The organism is Eudoraea sp. (genome assembly GCF_049665975.1).
Lineage (GTDB): Bacteria > Bacteroidota > Bacteroidia > Flavobacteriales > Flavobacteriaceae > Eudoraea.
Genome location: NZ_JBATGR010000040.1, coordinates 1 through 18,127 on the forward strand (window position 1 = coordinate 1; position 18,127 = coordinate 18,127).

Consider the following 18,127-nt stretch of genomic DNA (forward strand, 5'->3'; position numbering starts at 1 on the left):
ATACTATAGTAGAAAGGGCATAATCAATAAATTATTCCCATTTTTAGAAAAGAAGAAATACAAATGTCTAAAGTGTAATATGATTACCCAACTATAACGTATAATGAAACGAATTTTTATTACCGGAATATCTACAGATGTTGGGAAAACCATTGCTGCGGCTATTGTGACCGAGTCTCTGAATGCCGATTACTGGAAACCTGTACAAGCAGGGGATCTTGAGCATTCGGACAGTCATAAGATCAAAGAATTGATTTCCAATAAGAAGACCGTGGTCCACCAGAACAGTTATGCCCTAAAAACGCCAATGAGTCCTCATGCGGCTGCAGAAATAGATAATCTTATAATTGATATAGCCCAAATTATAGAGCCACAAACAACAAATCATCTTGTAATTGAAGGAGCAGGAGGTTTACTGGTGCCTTTAAACGAAAAGGAGACCATTTTAGATATCATTAAAGCTAATTATCTGGTAATAGTAGTTTCGAGGCATTATTTAGGAAGTATTAACCATTCTTTGTTAACCATTGAAAGCTTAAAGCAAAAAGGGTTTAATGTGGCTGTTATATTCAGTGGTAATGAACATCCAAGTACAGAAGACATTATAATACGGAAGACAGGGGTAAAGGTAATAGGCAGAATTGAGGAGGAAACTAATTTTGATAAACCCCTCATAAAACAATATGCGGCAAAATTTTATCCAATACTGCAAACACTTTGAGCGCCATTATGATCAGGTCTGATCCAAGTTTTGGATTTGAAACTAACAATTATATTCTGAAATATTGAAAAATCTAACGGAAAGAGATAAAAAACATTTGTGGCACCCCCTTACGCAGCACAAGCTACATTCTGATATGCTAGGCATAGTGAAGGCGAAAGGTGCTCTTTTGTATGATGAGGAGGGCAATGATTATATTGATGGGATTGCTTCCTGGTACACCTCAATGTACGGTCATTGTAATGATTTTATTTTAGAGAAGGTACAACATCAAATGAAGGTGCTAGATCAGGTGGTATTTAGCGGTTTTACCCATGAACCTGCCGTAAGACTATCGGAAGAATTAATAAAAATATTACCTGCTAACCAACAGAAAATATTCTTTTCTGACAATGGATCGACGGCTACGGAGGTTGGAATTAAAATGGCTTTACAATATCATTTTAATCAGGGTAATAAACGAAAGGTACTTCTCGCATTTGAAGAGGGCTTTCACGGGGATACTTTTGGGGCTATGTCTGTTTCAGGACTTTCGGTTTATAATGGACCATTTGAAGATTATTTCATTGAAGTAGAACGAATTCTAACCCCAACTAAAGAGAATATAAGTAATATTTTACTTCAACTTTCTGAAAGACTTAGGAAGAACGATATAGCAGGATTTATATATGAACCTCTTGTGCAGGGGGCGGCGGCTATGAAAATGCATGATGCAGAAGCATTAAATATGATTCTTGACCTGCTCAAAAAACATGAGGTCTTATTAATTGCAGATGAGGTAATGACCGGATTTGGCAAGACAGGAAAGAATTTTGCCTCTGAGCATATCTCAATTAAACCAGATATCATATGCCTTTCTAAAGCTCTTACTGCCGGTTTGCTTCCTATGGGAGTAACTTCATGTACTCAGCAGGTTTATGATGCATTTTACAGCAATGATATTGCTAAGGGTCTGTTTCATGGTCATACCTATACAGCAAATCCGTTGGCTTGTGCAGCGGCGCTGGCTGGTATTGAATTGCTTCAATCTGAACAAATTCAAAAGGATATTCGGCGAGTCATTGAATCTCACAAGAAGTTTGGATTAAAAATTATGCAACATCCGAAGGTGGCTGCAATTCGTCAGTTTGGAATCATCTTTGCACTTGACTTGGATATTAAAATGGAGCGTTACGGTAGTTTGCGCGACCGGCTGTTTAACTTCTTTCTAAAGCATGGTGTTTTTTTACGTCCATTGGGGAATACTATCTATATTTTGGCTCCCTTTATTATCACTGACTCCCAGTTAAAACAACTTTATGATACAATTGAACTTGCACTGGATACGGTAGTTCAGGATTTGCCAAAGGATTCTAGTCCCACTCATCATTTATAAGATCTACCTCGTTATTATCCTGGATAACAACCCTTATTTCATGATAGGTCCATTTATCGCCTTTGGCAGTGGCCTTAATGAACAAAGTACCACTTTCCTTAGGCCCGGTAATAGGTGCTTTCAGATCGGCACTTTTTTCATCATTGTTCAAGTTAAATTCACCTTGAATCATTCCATTGTTTTTAATAGGGGAACCCATTAGTTTAGTTATTTCAGGATCTGCATTAATTTTTTCAAGTGCATATTCAATAGGAATAGAATCATCCATAATTGACGTAATGCCAAAAAATAAAGAACCAATAGCAACGGCTAAGAGAATAAGAATAGTAAAACAACCCCCAACAGGTACTACCCATGGCCAATTTCTTTTCCACCAATTCGGCTGAGGGATCAATTCATTGTTCATTGTTTTTTATATTGTTTTTACACTTTCAAGGTAAGAACTTTTATTTTTACGCTAAATACTAATTCCTTGACTCAACCTATTACGATTACATCAATTGCTTCCATCTCCTCACTGGGAATTAATACAGAGGATATTTGGGCCAATTATCAGCATTCTAACCACCTTTTAAAAGAAGTAACTTTTGACGGCAAGAATACATGGGTATCATCTTTATCTGAATCTGAAAAATCAGAAATAAACGCACTTAGAAATAGTAATTCAAGGTATTCAAACCTTGATGATAGTGTCCTTTATGGGATTTTTTCGGCCAGAAGAGCTGTTGTAAATGCAGGCTGGGCAGAAAATGATAATTTTGGAATTAATATTGGTTCATCCCGAGGAGCAACCGGGCTATTTGAGAAATATCACAAGGAGTATTTGCAAAAAGGGACTACCGCGGTATTGACCTCCCCAACAACCACTCTGGGTAATATTTCTTCCTGGATAGCCCATGACCTGAAGACAAAAGGCCCCAATATTTCACATTCAATTACCTGTTCTTCAGCGCTTCACGCCATATTAAATGGTGTGGCATGGATTAGAAGTGGGATGACGAAAAAGTTTCTGGTAGGCGGTAGTGAAGCGCCATTGACGTCTTTTACTATTGCCCAAATGAGAGCCCTTAAAATATATGCCAAAGAGGATAAAAGCGATTATCCCTGTAGGGCACTTGACCTTAGTAAAGCTCAGAACTCTATGGTACTTGGAGAAGGTGCAGGTGTTGCTTGTTTGGAATATGGTATTCTGAAAAGATCCCTTGCTATCATTGAAGGAATTGGATTTGCCACAGAACCATTAGAACATAATATTTCTCTTTCCACAGACGCCCGATGTCTACAGGATTCAATGCTTATGGCACTTGAAAAACTAAACCCTAAAGAAGTAGATGTTATTGTGATGCATGCGCCGGGTACCATTAAAGGAGATAATGCTGAATTTACTGCAATTCAACAAATTTTTGGTAATTCCACACCTGCACTTACTACAAATAAATGGAAAGTAGGACATACTTTTGGTGCATCCGGAATCCTAAGTTTAGAACTGGCCGTTTTAATGTTGCAACATCAACAATTTATAGGAGTTCCTTTTATGAAATTTAATCCACCGCAAAAAATAAACAGAGTGCTTATAAATGCGGTAGGTTTTGGTGGAAACGCAGTTAGTATTTTATTAAAGAACACCCAAAATTAACCTGCTAAAATCATATTAATTAAGATTTGATTTATCGAATATTTTACGGATTAAAGATTATTTTTGACTTTTAAATAAAATTCTTATTTATGGGTGTAGAACGACATAACTGGACAAAACAGGAGATTCTTGAAATATATAATAAACCCATGATGGAATTATTATATGAAGCTGCCACCACACATCGGAAGTTTCATGATCCGAATACGGTACAGGTATCTACTTTATTATCCATTAAAACAGGTGGTTGTCCTGAGGATTGTGGTTATTGCCCACAGGCAGCACGTTATCATACAGATATTGAAAATAATGACCTAATGACTGTTCGGCAGGTAAAGGCGCAGGCATTGCGTGCAAAAGAATCCGGAAGTTCAAGAGTTTGTATGGGAGCTGCATGGCGTAATGTTAAAGATGGCCATGAGTTTGAACAGGTTTTAGAAATGGTAAGAACCATCAATAAACTTGATATGGAGGTTTGCTGTACTTTAGGAATGCTAACCGAAAATCAGGCAAGTCGTTTGGCAGAAGCAGGTCTTTACGCATACAATCACAATCTGGATACGTCAGAAGATTATTATAAGGATGTCATTTCAACGAGGGCTTTTGACGATAGATTAAAAACCATTGAAAATGTCAGGAAAAGCAATGTAACAGTTTGCAGTGGAGGTATTATAGGAATGGGGGAAAGATTAGAAGACAGAGCAGGAATGCTGGTAGCTTTATCTACCTTGAATCCTCAGCCGGAATCTGTACCTATTAATGCACTTGTAGCTGTAGAAGGTACTCCTTTGGAGGACATTGACCCTATTTCCATTTGGGATATGATACGGATGGTTGCTACAACCCGAATTGTTATGCCTAAAACCCAGGTAAGATTGTCTGCCGGGAGAACAGAAATGACCAGAGAAGGACAGGCGATGTGCTTTTTTGCAGGAGCGAACTCCATTTTTGCAGGTGATAAATTATTGACAACCCCGAATCCTGATGTAAATGAAGATTTGGATATGTTTAGGCAATTAGGTCTTGTTCCCCAAAAAGCTTTTGTTAAGGCACCGCAACCAAATACGGTGGAAGCAAATGAATCTAAGCTGCAACCAATTGGAGAAAAACCAAAATGGTCAAGACCGGAACATAAGATAGAGCGTAATGAGCTAGCAAAGGTTAAATCCAAACATAATGGACGGTTATAGAAAACGCTAAACAAAAATAGTTTTTAGCAACATTTTTAACTTTAATATACATCTGGGATTTTGAAATTAGAGGATATACCAAGAGTAAAAACCATTAACAGGGAGGACTTTATAAAAAACTATTACAAGCCTCAAAAACCTGTTGTAATTGAAAAACTCATAACAGATTGGCCTGCGTATTCTAAATGGAATTTTGAGTATATGAAACAGGTCGCAGGTGATGTTACAGTGCCTCTATATGATGACAGGCCAGTTGATTATAAAGACGGATTTAATGAGCCTCACTCCAAAATGAAGATGGCTGACTATATCGACCTTATTAAACAGCAGCCAACGAAATACAGAATATTTTTATGGAATTTAATCAAGGAAGCACCACAGCTTCAAAATGATTTCTCCTATCCAGATTTTGGATTTCGATTCATGAAGGGACTTCCGATGTTATTTTTTGGAGGAATGGATTCGTATACTTTTATGCATTATGATATTGATCTTGCTAATATTTTCCATTTTCATTTCGAGGGTAAAAAGGAATGTATTCTTTTTCCTCAAACTCAGAATAGATTTCTCTATAAAGTACCTCATTCACTTATTACACATGAAAGTATAGATTTTTCTAACCCAAATTTACACGAATGGCCTGCTTTAGAAATGGCTAACGGATATAAGACGCAATTGAATCACGGTGAAGTTCTATATATACCGGAAGGTTTTTGGCATTATATGAAATATATAACACCAGGGTTTTCAATGAGTTTGCGAGGGATTGCCCATAACTCAAAAAATCTTGGAAAAGCGGTATACAATGTCCTTGTAATGAGACATTTTGATAATTTGATGCGCAGAATCAAAGGACAGCGATGGATTGACTGGAAAAATGATCAAGCAATAAAAAGGACGAATAAAATACTCCCCTAAGTTCATGTTCAGAAAGATTTCAGAATAAATATTATTCACCTCTTTATCTTTTCTTTCTATTTATGATTATGTTTACATTTCTTTTAATTGTATTAAATGCATCTTGTCGAAGTTAAGTCCCACCGCGATTGTAAAAGATTCGTTTCATTTCCAGATGATCTTTATAAAAATCAAAAACAATATATAAAACCTCTTCACAAGGATATAGCAGATATTTTTGATCCTGCTATCAATAAAAACTTTGAACGCGGGAACTGCATCCGATGGCTTTTATTAAAAGACAATAAAATTATTGGTCGTATTGCAGCTTTTATTTTAAGAAAAACTTCGGCAAAAGGTGAAACCGAAACTTTTGGAGGGGTAGGTTTTTTTGAATGTATTAATGATCAAAATGCTGCTAATACATTATTCGAAATTAGTAAAAAGTGGTTATTGGATGGTGGGGTTGAGTTTATGGATGGACCAGTAAATTTTGGAGCAAGAGACAAATGGTGGGGGCTTTTAACCAAAGGATATGAACTGGAGCCCAATTATCAATGCAATTACAACTTTCCTTATTATAAGACATTGTTTGAAAACTATGGTTTTCAAACTTATTTTGAGCACTATACCTTTTTAAAAGTAATTAAGGAGGATGTGAACCCTAGATTAGAACGAAAGGCCACTATTGTAAATAGTAATCCCGATTATACATTTGATCATTTCAAAATGGAAAAGTTTGAAGAACAAACAGATAGTATAATTGATATGTATAACAAAGCATGGGTTAATCATGAAGGTGTTTCAGCAATATCTAAGGAACAGGGGCATTTACTTATGAAAAAATTGAAGCCAATTATTGACGAAAAAATAATATGGTTTGCCTATTATAAAGGAGAACCGGTAGCTTTCTACATAAATATTCCCGAAGTAAATCAATGGTTCAAATATGTAAACGGGAAGTTAGATTTTATTGGAAAATTAAAATTTGTATGGCATAAGTGGCGCAAAAGGAATAAAAAAATGTTGGGGTTTGTATTTGGTGTTGTCCCGGCGCATCAGGGGAAAGGGCTGGATGGCGGAATAATTCATGCATTTCATAATATGGCAAAAAGCCTATCCAATCAATATGAAGTTATTGAAATTAATGGAATTGGTGATTTTAACAGAAAAATGATTATTGTAGTAAAACAGGTAGGGGGTGAGATATGTAAAATACACACTACCTATCGATACTTATTTGATAGAACAAAACCTTTCGAAAGAATGAAGGCGATAAAATAGAACTCTAAGTTATGCCAATTCTTCTTTTTTACCTTTTGCCTTAGACGGAGGCATAGTTCCAAAGACTTTATCCCAAAAAGTATTTGATACACCGAAAGCCTTATCAGGATATCTGTAATGGTGCAAACTATGATGCTGCCATATACTTTTAAACCTCTTAGGAGGTCGCATAACATGTGTAGCCCTGTGCACAAAAGAATACATTAAATAGCCGGAAAAGAACCCGGGGAAGAAGCCAAAGGATAGTTGAGATATTCCAAGTATCCAGAAAATACAATAAAAGAGAAGAAATAATACGCTTGCCATTAGTAATCCCGGAACGGGAGGCATTAACAAGCGTTCTTCATCTCTGGGATAATGATGATGTGAACCATGCATTATAAAATGGAAACGTTGAGACCATTTTGCTTCAGTAACCCAATGAAAAACAAAGCGATGTAACATATATTCGGCAAATGTCCAAAAGAATACACCAGTGATAAAAAGACCGATAATCTCAATAGGAGATAAACCTATTTTTATATAAGCAAACGAAATCATTGCTATGATGGTGATTCCATAAACAATGATATTTTGTATTGGATTTGTTTTGGTAAGACTTTCCAAAAATGGATTTTTGAATATTCTTGCCTGTCCGTGATGAAACTCTGTTGTAACTTTTGGCTTCATATCTATGAATTTAAGCGGCAAAGTTACGAAATACTGCCCTAAATACAATTATTTTGTGCTAGGAACGATATTTTTTTATTTCAGTATTCTAAGACAATAGTTCAGAAATTTTTGAATAGACTAAATTCATTTCCCAACCGCGATATAATAAATAGTCTGCCAACTTTTTTCTCCGTTTTTGCAAACTCCCTTCTTTAATCTGTATTAATCTCTTTCTGGCTATCAAATCCAGTTTTTTTGCATAATCTTCTTCATCTATCTCTTCCATCGCCAGTTTTATGTTGTATTTTGATATGTTTCGTCTTTTCAATTCTGAGACGATTTTTCCTTTACCCCAATTTTTGATGTTAAATTTTCCCCTGGCATAACTCCTGGAAAATCGTTCTTCATTTAAAAAATTATTTTGAATTAAATGAGTGGTTATAAGGTCTATTGCTTCCGGAATCATACGCATTGCCCGTAACTTAGTAGTAACCTCTAAATGACAACGTTCCTGATAAGCACAATACCTTTCTATCTTTTTTTGCGCTTCATTTATCGTATAAGTTTTTTGAGAATAATTCATAATGAGGATAATAATTCTAGTATCAGCAGGAAACCAGGAATAGATCGCGATTTTAACTTTTATTACTCAGAGGTTGTTTTAATTTCAATAATGGGATCTTTGGAAAAATAGAATATCTGATTTTCTATTGTGGTTATTTCTGCACTTCCTTTTACTATTATGTAATTTCTGCTTTCTATTTTTGGAAGCACTATTTCCAAAGTCCAGTCATTTTGAGATTGCGTTACTCTTACTGTAGTTACTTTATCTTTTTTCTCAAAGAAAACAGAAATTTTGTTTTCTGCGACAATCACATTTTCTAAAGATGCTGAATTCCATTCTTCAGGCATTTGAACCATAATCTGAATCTTTTTTTCTGATGCTGAGGGTTGGATTCCAAAAAATTGATGAATTACAGGAATTGCAAAGCTATAAATATTCCAGGCTTGAGTAATCATTCCATAATCTGGGGAAACTTCATAAATACTTCCTGGAAGGGCATAGCTAAAAGTCCGGGTCATCCGTTTTAGATAATTTAATGCATTATCAGGCCTGCCATAATTATTTTCTGCTATTGCTAAAACACCTGTTGGTAGTGTCATTACCGCACCTGTATATGAAAAGATTTTACTTCCTTTGAAGGAACCGTCATCAGAACCTGCGGAGGCATCTCTGTCTATTCCTGTTACAAAAACACCAAAAGGATTTACAAATTTCTCAGATGTTTGAAGCGCTTTAATAGCCTTATTATTCTCTGCAATTTTCATTTCCATAGGTGTATTTACTACCCAGTTATGATGCAGAACAAATGGCTTTAGTTCCCTGGAAGGATTATCAAGGATAGATTTTTTAGTCTCTTCCAATTCCTCAATTGCCCAGGGTTTATTAAGGGTATCTGCTCTAATTATTGCATCGTCTATTAAATGCAAGGCCTGTTTATCTGTCCCTATAAAGTCTGCATAGGAGTTAAAGTCTTCAGCCCAAAATTCTTTATTAATTTTGTCTTTTAATGTACCAGCTATCTTTCCGTAATTTGAGGCTAATGAATCCTCTCTCAGTTCCTTTGCCATTTTAGAGGCATCAGCAAAAGCTCTTTGGGTATAAACAGCTACATCTATCATTTCACTATCAAGGCCATGTATTTCCATCATGCCGAAGCCATCGGGAAAAAGATTTTTGTTAGAATCATTTTCAGACATTAACCAGTTTAGTCCTTTCTGAATAGTTGGGAAATACTTTTCCAAAAATTGTAAATCTCCGTTCCATAGATATATCTGCCATATTAATGATGCAAATTGTGGGGTTTCGTTAATATTTCCTTTGTTAAAGACGGCACCATTTGTAGACATTTCGTGAAGGATTCTGCCATTGCCATTAACTGCTTCTGAAACACTATCCAGGAGATGAATTGTTTTATAAACGATATCCGTTTGACCAATGGCCATATAGCCTTGCAGGGCGTATTCACTATCTACCCCAAACCACCACGGATAGTCAGGAATTCCTGCAGTTATTCCTCTTCCAATTTCAGGAACATCCCTAATTAACCAATCACAATTGTATTTTAACCATTCAAATGCATTTTGTAATTCCTTATCCGGAATTGTCAGCTTCGATTGTTCTGCAAGTTGACTATACCGTTGTTTTTTCGATATAAGGTAATCTGTACTTTTATTTTGAATGGAATCATAGGTAGCCAATGCTTGTTCTTTGGATTGGTAAGAACCAGCTATGGTAAAATTCAGTATTTTAATTTCATTGGGCTGAAGGGAAATCTTATAAGTCAAATTACCTGATATTCCCAGACCATGATGAATACTTTTTTCAAAACTGTATTCAGATGGTTGCATATGTGTGCCAAAAATCACATACCATGGATTTTTGTTGTCCTTTAGAAGCCATGTATTAGAATTCTTTAAAAATTCTGCCTTGTCTTCACTATCTATCATCCCTGTTCGCTCTCCTAGCCAAACAGGTCTTAAATCGGAAAATCCGCTAAATACAAAATCAAAGTTTTGTACTTCGTCCGATCGGCTTTTCAATTTATATTGAATCAGAATTCCCTCCTTGCCATCAGGCACAAATTGGAAGCGTTCAATTTGCATATTATTTTCACTAAGATTATATGTATGTTTATTTGCATATGGATAGTTAACAAAAGAAGTTGCAGAATCTAGTTTTAAACTTTGATCTTGCCAATTAAGTGTTACCTCAAACCCATCCATTAATTTAATCGGGTGATCCCAGATACCGCCCATTTCACCTTTAACATGCCATCCCAAATCAGGAAAAGATCCATTTTGGTGACCCACCATATACACCCTATCCCCTGCTGTAACATAAGGAGAATTTAAATAGTCACTTTTACCATTTATAAAAGGACTGTCTTTTATTATTTCAGAAAAATCATTATTGTCAGTGGCAGAGTTACAAGAAATAATCAGTAAAAATATTAGTAAAATTATACTGGCGGGATTTTTCATAATTATTTTTTATACTAAAACCTATTAAGAACAAATTTATGAATAACGGTTAAAAAACAATAAAAGCAGATTTATTAATTCCTTATAGGACCAAACAAATTTTTGATGAGGAGTATTTTGTGACGGTTCCCTATATGGCAAAATAAAAAGCGACTCCGTTTTGGAAGTCGCTTTTTTTTTATCTAATGGTTTTGCCATCTTTATTTTTAAAATGGTATTCGAGATATGTATAAGCATCTCTTGGTTGAATTTTTATCCATTTTTTATATTCCATAAACCATTTGGAACGATGTGAGGGGAATCCTTTAGTCAAATAAGCGGCAATAAAAGGATGTGTATTCAGCACAATTCCTTTGCCCTTTGCAGGTCCTTTCATTATTCTTTCAAGATCTACATTCATTTTTTCAACTAAAACAATTGGAGCCTCTACTTCCTGGCCCTGGCCACTGGGATTTACCTCAGTTGTCTTAATATTTACTTCGGGACGTACCCTTTGCCTGGTAATTTGTATAAGACCAAACTTGCTAGGCGGCAATATTTTATGTTTGGCTCTATCTTCTTTCATCTCATCCCTCAGGTGATCAAAAAGTTTTCTTCTGTGATCGGCTTTTACCATGTCTATGAAATCGACAACAATGATACCACCCATATCTCGCAAACGTAATTGTCTTGCAATCTCTGAGGCGGCCAGGATGTTTACTTCCAAAGCAGTATCTTCTTGATTTTTTGCTTTGTTGGAGCGGTTACCACTATTCACGTCTATTACATGAAGCGCTTCAGTATGTTCTATCACCAAATAGGCACCTTTGCTCATGGATGCTGTTCGTCCAAAGGAGGTCTTGATCTGTCTTTCAATACCAAATTTTTCAAAAATTGGCACAGAAGAATTATACAACTTAACTATGGATTCTTTTTTTGGTGCAATCTCTTGCACGTAATCTTTAATCTGGTCATAAAGCGTCTCATCATCAACGTGGATACCGCTGAATGAATCGTTAAAAACATCTCTTAAGATTGAGGAAGCTCTATTTAGCTCAATCAATACTTTGGAAGGTGTCGGCGCTTTATACAATTTCTTACACATTGCTGTCCACTTGTTCAGCAAGTTCTGAAGATCTTTGTCTAATTCTGCTACTTTTTTGCCTTCTGCAACTGTTCTAATAATTACCCCAAACCCTTTTGGTTTAATACTTTTTACTAGCCTTTTTAGCCTGTCTTTCTCTTCGTTGCTTCCTATTTTTTGTGATACGGAAACACGATCTGAAAAAGGGACCATAACCAAATATCGTCCGGCTATGGAAAGTTCCGAACTAATTCGGGGGCCTTTGGTAGAAATGGGTTCTTTAACAATTTGCACTAAAAGAGATTGATTGGCTTTAATTACATTATTAATGCTGCCATGTTTATCAATATCTTTTTCAAATGGAAAATTTTTAAGGGAAAAATCTTTTAATTTCCCGGTACTCACTAATTTAATAAACTTCAACATACTGGACAATTGTGGTCCAAGGTCATGATAATGTAAAAATGCATCTTTTTCGTAACCTACGTTAACAAAAGCGGCATTGAGACCGGTAACCGGTTTCCTGACTTTGGCGATTAAAACATCGCCAACATTGAAATTATTATCGTCTTCATCTTTATGAAGTTCTATGAGTTTTCCATCATTTAATAAGGCAAAATCAACGGTATCAGAATTCGATCTTACGATTAATTCTCTATTCACCTGATTCAATTTTTATTCGACACCTATAAAATAGGACGAATGGATTAAACAATAGTTGTTACAGGTTGTATAAACCCGTTGAAATTCTTTTTTGGAATTTCTATGTCAATGAACGTATAAAATGAAAAAGTAGTTATCTAACTACTTTTTCTTGTGGCGGTTAGCTCTCCTCCGTTTTTTTCGTTTGTGGGTAGCTACCTTATGTCTTTTTCTTTTTTTACCACTCGGCATGAAAATATACTTTTTGTTACTGTTATTATTTTACTTTTACGTTGCTTTTTACTCCCTCTACAAAGACCTTAGCAGGTTTAAATGCCGGAATGTTGTGAGCCGGTATTTTTATAGTAGTATTTTTTGAAATATTTCTACCTGTTTTTTCCGCTCTTGTTTTAATAATAAAACTGCCAAATCCTCTGAGATAAACATTATCTCCATTTTCTAAGGAAGATTTAACCTCTTCCATAAAACTTTCAACAGTTGCTTGTACGTCTCCTTTTTCTATACCCAGTTTTTCTGAGATTCTCGATACAATGTCCGCTTTCGTCATTTTAGTATTTTAGATTTCTGTAAGTTTTTCAAGCTTGCAAATATATAAATTAAATTCATTCTTTCATCCTAATCAACTAATTTTAAGTATATAAACTGTTACTTTTGTTCCTTAGTATTTAAGTGATGACGTTTTCGAAAATAATTCTTCTTTGGTATTCTGAAAACAAAAGGTCACTTCCCTGGAGAAATACAACCGACCCATACAGGATATGGCTTTCAGAAATAATGTTGCAACAAACAAGAGTGGCTCAGGGAACACCCTATTATATTAAGTTTATTGAAGAATTCCCAACTGTTTATGACCTGGCGGATGCCAGTGAAGAAAAAGTTTTAAAACTATGGCAGGGACTTGGGTATTATTCCCGTGCCAGAAACCTGCACTTTACAGCGAAAAAAATAGTTGAAGAACACGATGGAAACTTTCCTGATACTTATAAAGAATTATTGAAATTAAAAGGAGTAGGAGATTATACAGCAAGTGCAATAGCCTCTATAAGTTATAACCTACCTGAAGCAGTTGTAGATGGTAACGTTTATAGAGTATTATCAAGATATTTTGGCGTTGATATTCCAATTAATAGTTCTGAAGGAATAACATTTTTTAAAAACCTGGCCAGGAAAGTTTTGAGCTCAGAGAACATTAGAGAATATAATCAGGGAATTATGGAATTTGGGGCTATTCAGTGTGCTCCTAAAAGGCCTCTTTGTTTATCCTGTCCATTAACTGAGACCTGTGTGGCACTTCAGACAAATAGTATTTATAAATACCCGGTAAAATTGAAAAAGGCGAAAGTAAAAAAGCGTTTTTTTAATTATCTGGTAGTTTTGGATGAAGAAAGAAATACGCATCTTATAAAAAGATCGGGAAAGGATATTTGGCAGAATTTGTATGAATTCCCATTATTAGAAACCCGGGAGGAAATAAGTGTCAAAGAGATAAAACAAAGATTGACGGAAATTTTGACTCTGGAGGAACCCCATCTGGTATATGAGTCATCAGATAAAACTATCGTACATAAATTGTCTCATCAACACTTGCATACCAAGTTTTGGATAGTGAAAACATCAGATCGTTTAGTAGATGGATTGTCACCTATGGAATTGGATAAATATCCAGTACCAGTTTTAATTGCAGATTTTATAAAAACCCTCAAAAATTCGTACTTTTGAAATTATTATGAGCGGAACATTGAATAAAGTGATGCTAATCGGGCATCTGGGAGACGAAGTAAAAATGCATTATTTTGATGGCGGTAATTGTATAGGAAGATTTCCTATCGCTACAAATGAGACTTATACCAATAAGCAAACCGGAGAAAAGGTAATAAATACGGAGTGGCATAATATTGTTGTTCGTAATAAGGCGGCAGAAATATGTGAAAAGTACCTTAGTAAGGGAGATAAGATATATGTGGAAGGGAGATTGAAAACCCGGCAGTGGCAAGGAGAGGATGGCAATAACAGATACACAACGGAGGTTCATGTACAGGACTTTACATTTCTTTCCACCAAGAAGGAAAGTACGGCTAATGCTTCTGCCAATACTCCAAAGATTCAACCAAATTCCGAAGCAAATCAACCAAATTCCACAAGGGAAACAAAACCTGTAAATGAGCAGGTACAGGATGATGATTTACCATTCTAAACAAATTAAGTAAATTTTGACTATTGGATCCTGACCCCCTTAGTTTATTTATAAATTTTGTAGTGATTAATAGCGCTTTCGCATTAAAAATTGTAATGCTATTTCTGCTTTTAATTTGCTCAGGCCTGATTTCAGGTGCTGAAGTGGCCTTTTTTAGTTTGTCTCAAACCGATTTAAATGAAATAGAAGAAAAGAAGACCGCCAGGGGAAAAATAGTGGTTAAGTTATTAGAGCGGCCAAAAAAGCTACTCGCAACAATCCTAATCTCTAATAATGCAATTAATATTGGGATTGTTCTTTTGTTTAGCTCCATTGGAGACGTCATATTCTCCAAAATTAATTATCAATTATTTGGATTGATATCGGTACGTTTTTTGTTGGAAGTTTTGGTAGCTACTTTTTTAATTTTGATGTTTGGTGAAATTCTTCCTAAGATCTACGCGAATAGAAATAGATTTGAGTTTTCAATTTTTATGGCATACCCATTAAAGATTCTTGATTTTCTTTTAACCCCTCTTAGTTCTCCGATGCGTTCTGCGACTATATTTATGCATAACAGACTGGCTAAACAGAAATCCAGTTTAAGTGTAGATCAACTTTCACAGGCACTAGAACTTACTTCAGAAGGGGACACCACGAAAGAAGAGCAAAAAATTTTGCAGGGAATTGTTTCCTTTGGAAATACAGATACAAAACAGGTGATGAGACCGCGGATTGATATCTTCGCGCTTAGTGAGGACATGAAATTCACAGAAGTTTTGGAAGAAATTAAGCAGCATGGATATTCTAGAATTCCAGTGTTTTCAGAAAATATGGATAACGTTTTAGGAGTTCTCTATGTTAAGGATTTACTCCCTTATATAGACAGGAAAAATTTTAATTGGTTAACGCTAATCAGGGAGCCATATTTTGTCCCAGAAAATAAAAAACTTGATGACCTTCTTTTAGAGTTCCAGGATAAAAAGAACCACCTTGCAGTTGTTGTCGATGAATATGGAGGGACTTCAGGGATTGTTACCTTAGAGGATATAATTGAAGAAATTGTTGGGGATATCTCTGACGAATTTGATGATGAAGATTTGATTTTTTCCAAACTGGATGACTTTACTTTTATTTTTGAAGGGAAAACAACATTAAAGGACTTCTACAGGGTAGCAAAAATTGAAGATGAGGAAGTTTTTGAAGCACAAAAGGGTGAGTCGGAAACCATAGCGGGGTTTGTGTTGGAAATAGCAGGGAGTTTTCCTAAACGGGGTGAGATTGTATTATTTAAGGGCTACCAATTTTTAGTGGAGAGCCTGGATAGAAAACGATTAAAGCAAATTAAAGTAACCTTGCCAAATGAATCCTAAGTTATATTTATTTACTCTGATATTCAGTATAGTATTTGTTTCATGTGGTGATGATACTCTACCAAAGCCGAAGGCTATGCTTCGATTAGAATACCCAGATTCTCCTGTAGAATTGATGGTCACAGAGAAATTCCAATTTGAGTATAACGCACAGGCGCAAATAAAAAAAAGTAAAAATTTTTCTGTTACCCTGGACTACCCTTTAATGAAAGGGTCTATTTTTATAACCTATAAGGAAGTGCGGAATAATTTGGAAGAATTGTTGGCAGATGCTCAAAAATTGTCCTATGAACACGTTGTTAAGGCCGATAATATTACGGAACAGCCTTTTATTAATGAAAAAGACAAAGTGTATGGCATGTTCTACGAAGTATTGGGAGATGCCGCATCTCAGGCCCAATTTTATGTAACAGACAGTACTCAGCATTTTGTAACAGGGTCCCTTTATTTCAAAGTGAAACCCAATTATGATTCTATTTATCCTGCCGCTATCTATTTGCAAAAGGATATAAGGAGAATAATGGAATCACTCCGATGGAAGGAATAACTAAAGCACATACCCCGCATATGAAACTGATTTGTAATCCATGTATAGACATCAACTTCTTGACTGCCATAGCAGGATAAAGCCATATGTGCATCGTACGCCGGTACTCACCTCCCGTTTATTAAATGAAATGGCCGGTGCAAAATTGTTCTTTAAATGTGAGAATTTTCAAAGAATGGGAGCCTATAAAATGCGCGGTGCTACCAATGCCATATTGTTATTATCAGATAAAGAAAGAGCCAATGGTGTTGTTACACATTCATCAGGGAATTTTGCTCAAGCACTCTCTCTTGCTGCACAGAGTCTTAACGTAAAGGCACATATAGTCATGCCATCGAATGCGCCTGAGGTTAAAAAAGTTGCTGTAAGTCAATACGGTGGGAATATTGTAGTGTGTGAACCAACAATTGAAGCCCGTGAAGCTAAGGCATATAAAATTGCCAAGGAGACGGGCGCTACTTTTATTCATCCTTCAAATGACAGCAATGTAATAATTGGACAAGGTACTGCAGCCATGGAGTTATTGGAAGATTATCCAGGATTAGATTACATATTTGCCCCTATTGGCGGTGGTGGGTTAATTGCAGGCACGGCCTTGGCGGCACATTATTTTGGAGATAATTGCAAAGTTGTTGGCGGAGAACCATACGAGGCAGATGATGCTTACCGTTCCTTTCATAGTGGCAGGATTGAATCAAATCTTACTACTAACACCATTGCAGATGGTCTAAAAACAGTGTTGGGAGACAAAACCTTTCCAATAATTAAAAAATACGTACACGATATAATACGTGTCACGGAAGAAGAAATAATTACTGCCATGCGCCTAATCTGGGAACGTTTAAAAATCGTAGTTGAGCCTTCAAGTGCAGTTGCACTTGCGGCCTTGATTCGCGAAAAGGAGAACTATCATGATCAGCAAATAGGGATCATTATTTCAGGCGGTAATGTAGATTTAAATCAATTGCCTTTTTAAAGACTATTCCAGTAACTTTTCAGCATGTTCAATGCTGTTATTGATTTGTAACTTTAACGCTTTAACCTTCTTTTCTTCCTCATTCAACCACTCTTGTTTTTGCTCGGTAAGCACTGCACCATTGAGGATTTCATCTGAAGTGAAACGATCACCAAAATCTTTCATCCAATCCATCATAGATTTATGAGCTGCCTGTAAATCTTTCATGGCCTTGTCATACTCAATTCCCTTTTCTGTGGAATCTATTTTTGGTTTAAGTTCTGAAACAAGCTTTCCAATTGTGCCCATTTTAGGCATTACCTCGTCATGGATAGCCATAACTTCCTTCATTTGTGTAAGGGTTTCAGACTTCTTTTCTTCTTGCTTACACGATAAAAATAAGACCAATGCTATGGTGGTAAAAAATGCATATTTTATTTTCATAATAACCTGCCTTTAGGTTGGTAAAATTAAGAAAAACTGAGACCATATTCCATTAAAAAGTAGGACTTTTGAGCAAATTTTAAATGAAATGAGCGACCTTAACCGAAAAT

The 18,127-nt window shown here is 35.7% G+C and carries 18 protein-coding genes; 11 read left to right on the plus strand and 7 right to left on the minus strand.

The window, feature by feature from the left end; all coding sequences use genetic code 11:
• The first annotated feature begins 103 nt into the window (after positions 1 to 103).
• The gene (bioD, locus tag WBN20_RS01670) at positions 104 to 721 is read left to right on the plus strand and encodes a dethiobiotin synthase (RefSeq protein ID WP_424280473.1); all 618 of its coding nucleotides are present in this window, start codon (positions 104 to 106) and stop codon (positions 719 to 721) included.
• A gap of 64 nt (positions 722 to 785) precedes the next feature.
• Positions 786 to 2,096 carry an adenosylmethionine--8-amino-7-oxononanoate transaminase gene (bioA, locus tag WBN20_RS01675; protein WP_424280474.1) on the plus strand — a complete coding sequence of 437 codons (1,311 nt, stop codon included), beginning with the start codon at positions 786 to 788 and terminating at the stop codon, positions 2,094 to 2,096.
• Here the strand turns inward: bioA and WBN20_RS01680 are convergent.
• Entirely contained in the window at positions 2,074 to 2,502 is a 429-nt protein-coding gene (locus WBN20_RS01680) for a cytochrome c oxidase assembly factor Coa1 family protein (protein ID WP_424280475.1), read from the minus strand. The two genes, bioA and WBN20_RS01680, sit on opposite strands and share 23 nt — an antisense overlap.
• A gap of 66 nt (positions 2,503 to 2,568) precedes the next feature.
• Here WBN20_RS01680 and WBN20_RS01685 point away from each other — a divergent pair, with 66 nt between their 5' ends.
• The 4 genes from WBN20_RS01685 to WBN20_RS01700 all read left to right on the plus strand — a co-directional run bounded on the left by WBN20_RS01685 (position 2,569) and on the right by WBN20_RS01700 (position 7,103).
• Complete coding sequence (locus WBN20_RS01685; RefSeq protein ID WP_424280476.1) at positions 2,569 to 3,732, plus strand: beta-ketoacyl synthase N-terminal-like domain-containing protein; 1,164 nt, start codon at positions 2,569 to 2,571, stop codon at positions 3,730 to 3,732.
• 89 nt (positions 3,733 to 3,821) lie between these two features.
• A complete protein-coding gene (bioB, locus tag WBN20_RS01690; RefSeq protein ID WP_424280477.1) occupies positions 3,822 to 4,922 on the plus strand; it encodes a biotin synthase BioB in 1,101 nt (366 codons plus the stop codon).
• A 60-nt stretch (positions 4,923 to 4,982) separates the two neighbouring features.
• Positions 4,983 to 5,840 (plus strand): cupin-like domain-containing protein, encoded by an 858-nt coding sequence (locus tag WBN20_RS01695; protein WP_424280478.1) that lies wholly within the window; start codon positions 4,983 to 4,985, stop codon positions 5,838 to 5,840.
• Positions 5,841 to 5,936: 96 nt separating this feature from the next.
• Entirely contained in the window at positions 5,937 to 7,103 is a 1,167-nt protein-coding gene (locus WBN20_RS01700; RefSeq protein ID WP_424280479.1) for a hypothetical protein, read from the plus strand.
• A gap of 9 nt (positions 7,104 to 7,112) precedes the next feature.
• Here WBN20_RS01700 and WBN20_RS01705 read toward each other — a convergent pair whose 3' ends face one another.
• The 5 genes from WBN20_RS01705 to WBN20_RS01725 form a co-directional block, all read right to left on the minus strand.
• Positions 7,113 to 7,772, minus strand: a complete 660-nt coding sequence (locus WBN20_RS01705; RefSeq protein WP_424272028.1) for a sterol desaturase family protein — start codon at positions 7,770 to 7,772, stop codon at positions 7,113 to 7,115.
• An 88-nt stretch (positions 7,773 to 7,860) separates the two neighbouring features.
• Positions 7,861 to 8,337 carry a regulatory protein RecX gene (locus WBN20_RS01710; RefSeq protein ID WP_424272203.1) on the minus strand — a complete coding sequence of 159 codons (477 nt, stop codon included), beginning with the start codon at positions 8,335 to 8,337 and terminating at the stop codon, positions 7,861 to 7,863.
• Positions 8,338 to 8,399: 62 nt separating this feature from the next.
• Entirely contained in the window at positions 8,400 to 10,799 is a 2,400-nt protein-coding gene (locus WBN20_RS01715) for a glycogen debranching protein (protein ID WP_424280480.1), read from the minus strand.
• Positions 10,800 to 10,977: 178 nt separating this feature from the next.
• Positions 10,978 to 12,525 carry an Rne/Rng family ribonuclease gene (locus tag WBN20_RS01720; protein ID WP_424280481.1) on the minus strand — a complete coding sequence of 516 codons (1,548 nt, stop codon included), beginning with the start codon at positions 12,523 to 12,525 and terminating at the stop codon, positions 10,978 to 10,980.
• Between the two features lie 256 nt (positions 12,526 to 12,781).
• Complete coding sequence (locus WBN20_RS01725) at positions 12,782 to 13,072, minus strand: HU family DNA-binding protein (RefSeq protein ID WP_424280482.1); 291 nt, start codon at positions 13,070 to 13,072, stop codon at positions 12,782 to 12,784.
• A gap of 125 nt (positions 13,073 to 13,197) precedes the next feature.
• On the opposite strand from WBN20_RS01725, the gene mutY reads away from it, so the two are divergent.
• Genes mutY through WBN20_RS01750 form a run of 5 tightly spaced genes read left to right on the plus strand, consistent with a single transcriptional unit; the run spans position 13,198 to position 17,594 of the window.
• Positions 13,198 to 14,244 (plus strand): A/G-specific adenine glycosylase, encoded by a 1,047-nt coding sequence (gene mutY, locus WBN20_RS01730; RefSeq protein WP_424280483.1) that lies wholly within the window; start codon positions 13,198 to 13,200, stop codon positions 14,242 to 14,244.
• Between the two features lie 7 nt (positions 14,245 to 14,251).
• Positions 14,252 to 14,719 carry a single-stranded DNA-binding protein gene (locus WBN20_RS01735; RefSeq protein WP_424275587.1) on the plus strand — a complete coding sequence of 156 codons (468 nt, stop codon included), beginning with the start codon at positions 14,252 to 14,254 and terminating at the stop codon, positions 14,717 to 14,719.
• A 23-nt stretch (positions 14,720 to 14,742) separates the two neighbouring features.
• Positions 14,743 to 16,071, plus strand: a complete 1,329-nt coding sequence (locus tag WBN20_RS01740) for a gliding motility-associated protein GldE (RefSeq protein ID WP_424280484.1) — start codon at positions 14,743 to 14,745, stop codon at positions 16,069 to 16,071.
• A complete protein-coding gene (gldD, locus tag WBN20_RS01745) occupies positions 16,061 to 16,618 on the plus strand; it encodes a gliding motility lipoprotein GldD (protein WP_424272756.1) in 558 nt (185 codons plus the stop codon). The genes WBN20_RS01740 and gldD overlap by 11 nt, the downstream gene beginning before the upstream one ends.
• A 40-nt stretch (positions 16,619 to 16,658) precedes the next feature.
• Positions 16,659 to 17,594: a pyridoxal-phosphate dependent enzyme gene (locus tag WBN20_RS01750; protein ID WP_424280485.1), complete on the plus strand. Its 936-nt coding sequence runs from the start codon at positions 16,659 to 16,661 to the stop codon at positions 17,592 to 17,594.
• A gap of 3 nt (positions 17,595 to 17,597) precedes the next feature.
• On the opposite strand, the gene WBN20_RS01755 is transcribed toward WBN20_RS01750, so the two are convergent.
• The gene (locus WBN20_RS01755) at positions 17,598 to 18,017 is read right to left on the minus strand and encodes a hypothetical protein (RefSeq protein WP_424280486.1); all 420 of its coding nucleotides are present in this window, start codon (positions 18,015 to 18,017) and stop codon (positions 17,598 to 17,600) included.
• Positions 18,018 to 18,127 lie beyond the last annotated feature (110 nt).

Excerpts from the sequence above, each read along its gene's own strand:
- WBN20_RS01735 (WP_424275587.1), top strand. The coding sequence starts at position 14,252 with ATGAGCGGAACATTGAATAAAGTGATGCTAATCGGGCATCTGGGAGAC.
- mutY (WP_424280483.1), top strand. The coding sequence starts at position 13,198 with ATGACGTTTTCGAAAATAATTCTTCTTTGGTATTCTGAAAACAAAAGG.
- WBN20_RS01705 (WP_424272028.1), bottom strand. The coding sequence starts at position 7,772 with ATGAAGCCAAAAGTTACAACAGAGTTTCATCACGGACAGGCAAGAATA.
- WBN20_RS01700 (WP_424280479.1), top strand. The coding sequence starts at position 5,937 with ATGCATCTTGTCGAAGTTAAGTCCCACCGCGATTGTAAAAGATTCGTT.
- WBN20_RS01710 (WP_424272203.1), bottom strand. The coding sequence starts at position 8,337 with ATGAATTATTCTCAAAAAACTTATACGATAAATGAAGCGCAAAAAAAG.
- WBN20_RS01715 (WP_424280480.1), bottom strand. The coding sequence starts at position 10,799 with ATGAAAAATCCCGCCAGTATAATTTTACTAATATTTTTACTGATTATT.
- WBN20_RS01755 (WP_424280486.1), bottom strand. The coding sequence starts at position 18,017 with ATGAAAATAAAATATGCATTTTTTACCACCATAGCATTGGTCTTATTT.
- gldD (WP_424272756.1), top strand. The coding sequence starts at position 16,061 with ATGAATCCTAAGTTATATTTATTTACTCTGATATTCAGTATAGTATTT.
- bioD (WP_424280473.1), top strand. The coding sequence starts at position 104 with ATGAAACGAATTTTTATTACCGGAATATCTACAGATGTTGGGAAAACC.
- bioB (WP_424280477.1), top strand. The coding sequence starts at position 3,822 with ATGGGTGTAGAACGACATAACTGGACAAAACAGGAGATTCTTGAAATA.
- WBN20_RS01725 (WP_424280482.1), bottom strand. The coding sequence starts at position 13,072 with ATGACGAAAGCGGACATTGTATCGAGAATCTCAGAAAAACTGGGTATA.
- WBN20_RS01750 (WP_424280485.1), top strand. The coding sequence starts at position 16,659 with ATGTATAGACATCAACTTCTTGACTGCCATAGCAGGATAAAGCCATAT.
- WBN20_RS01680 (WP_424280475.1), bottom strand. The coding sequence starts at position 2,502 with ATGAACAATGAATTGATCCCTCAGCCGAATTGGTGGAAAAGAAATTGG.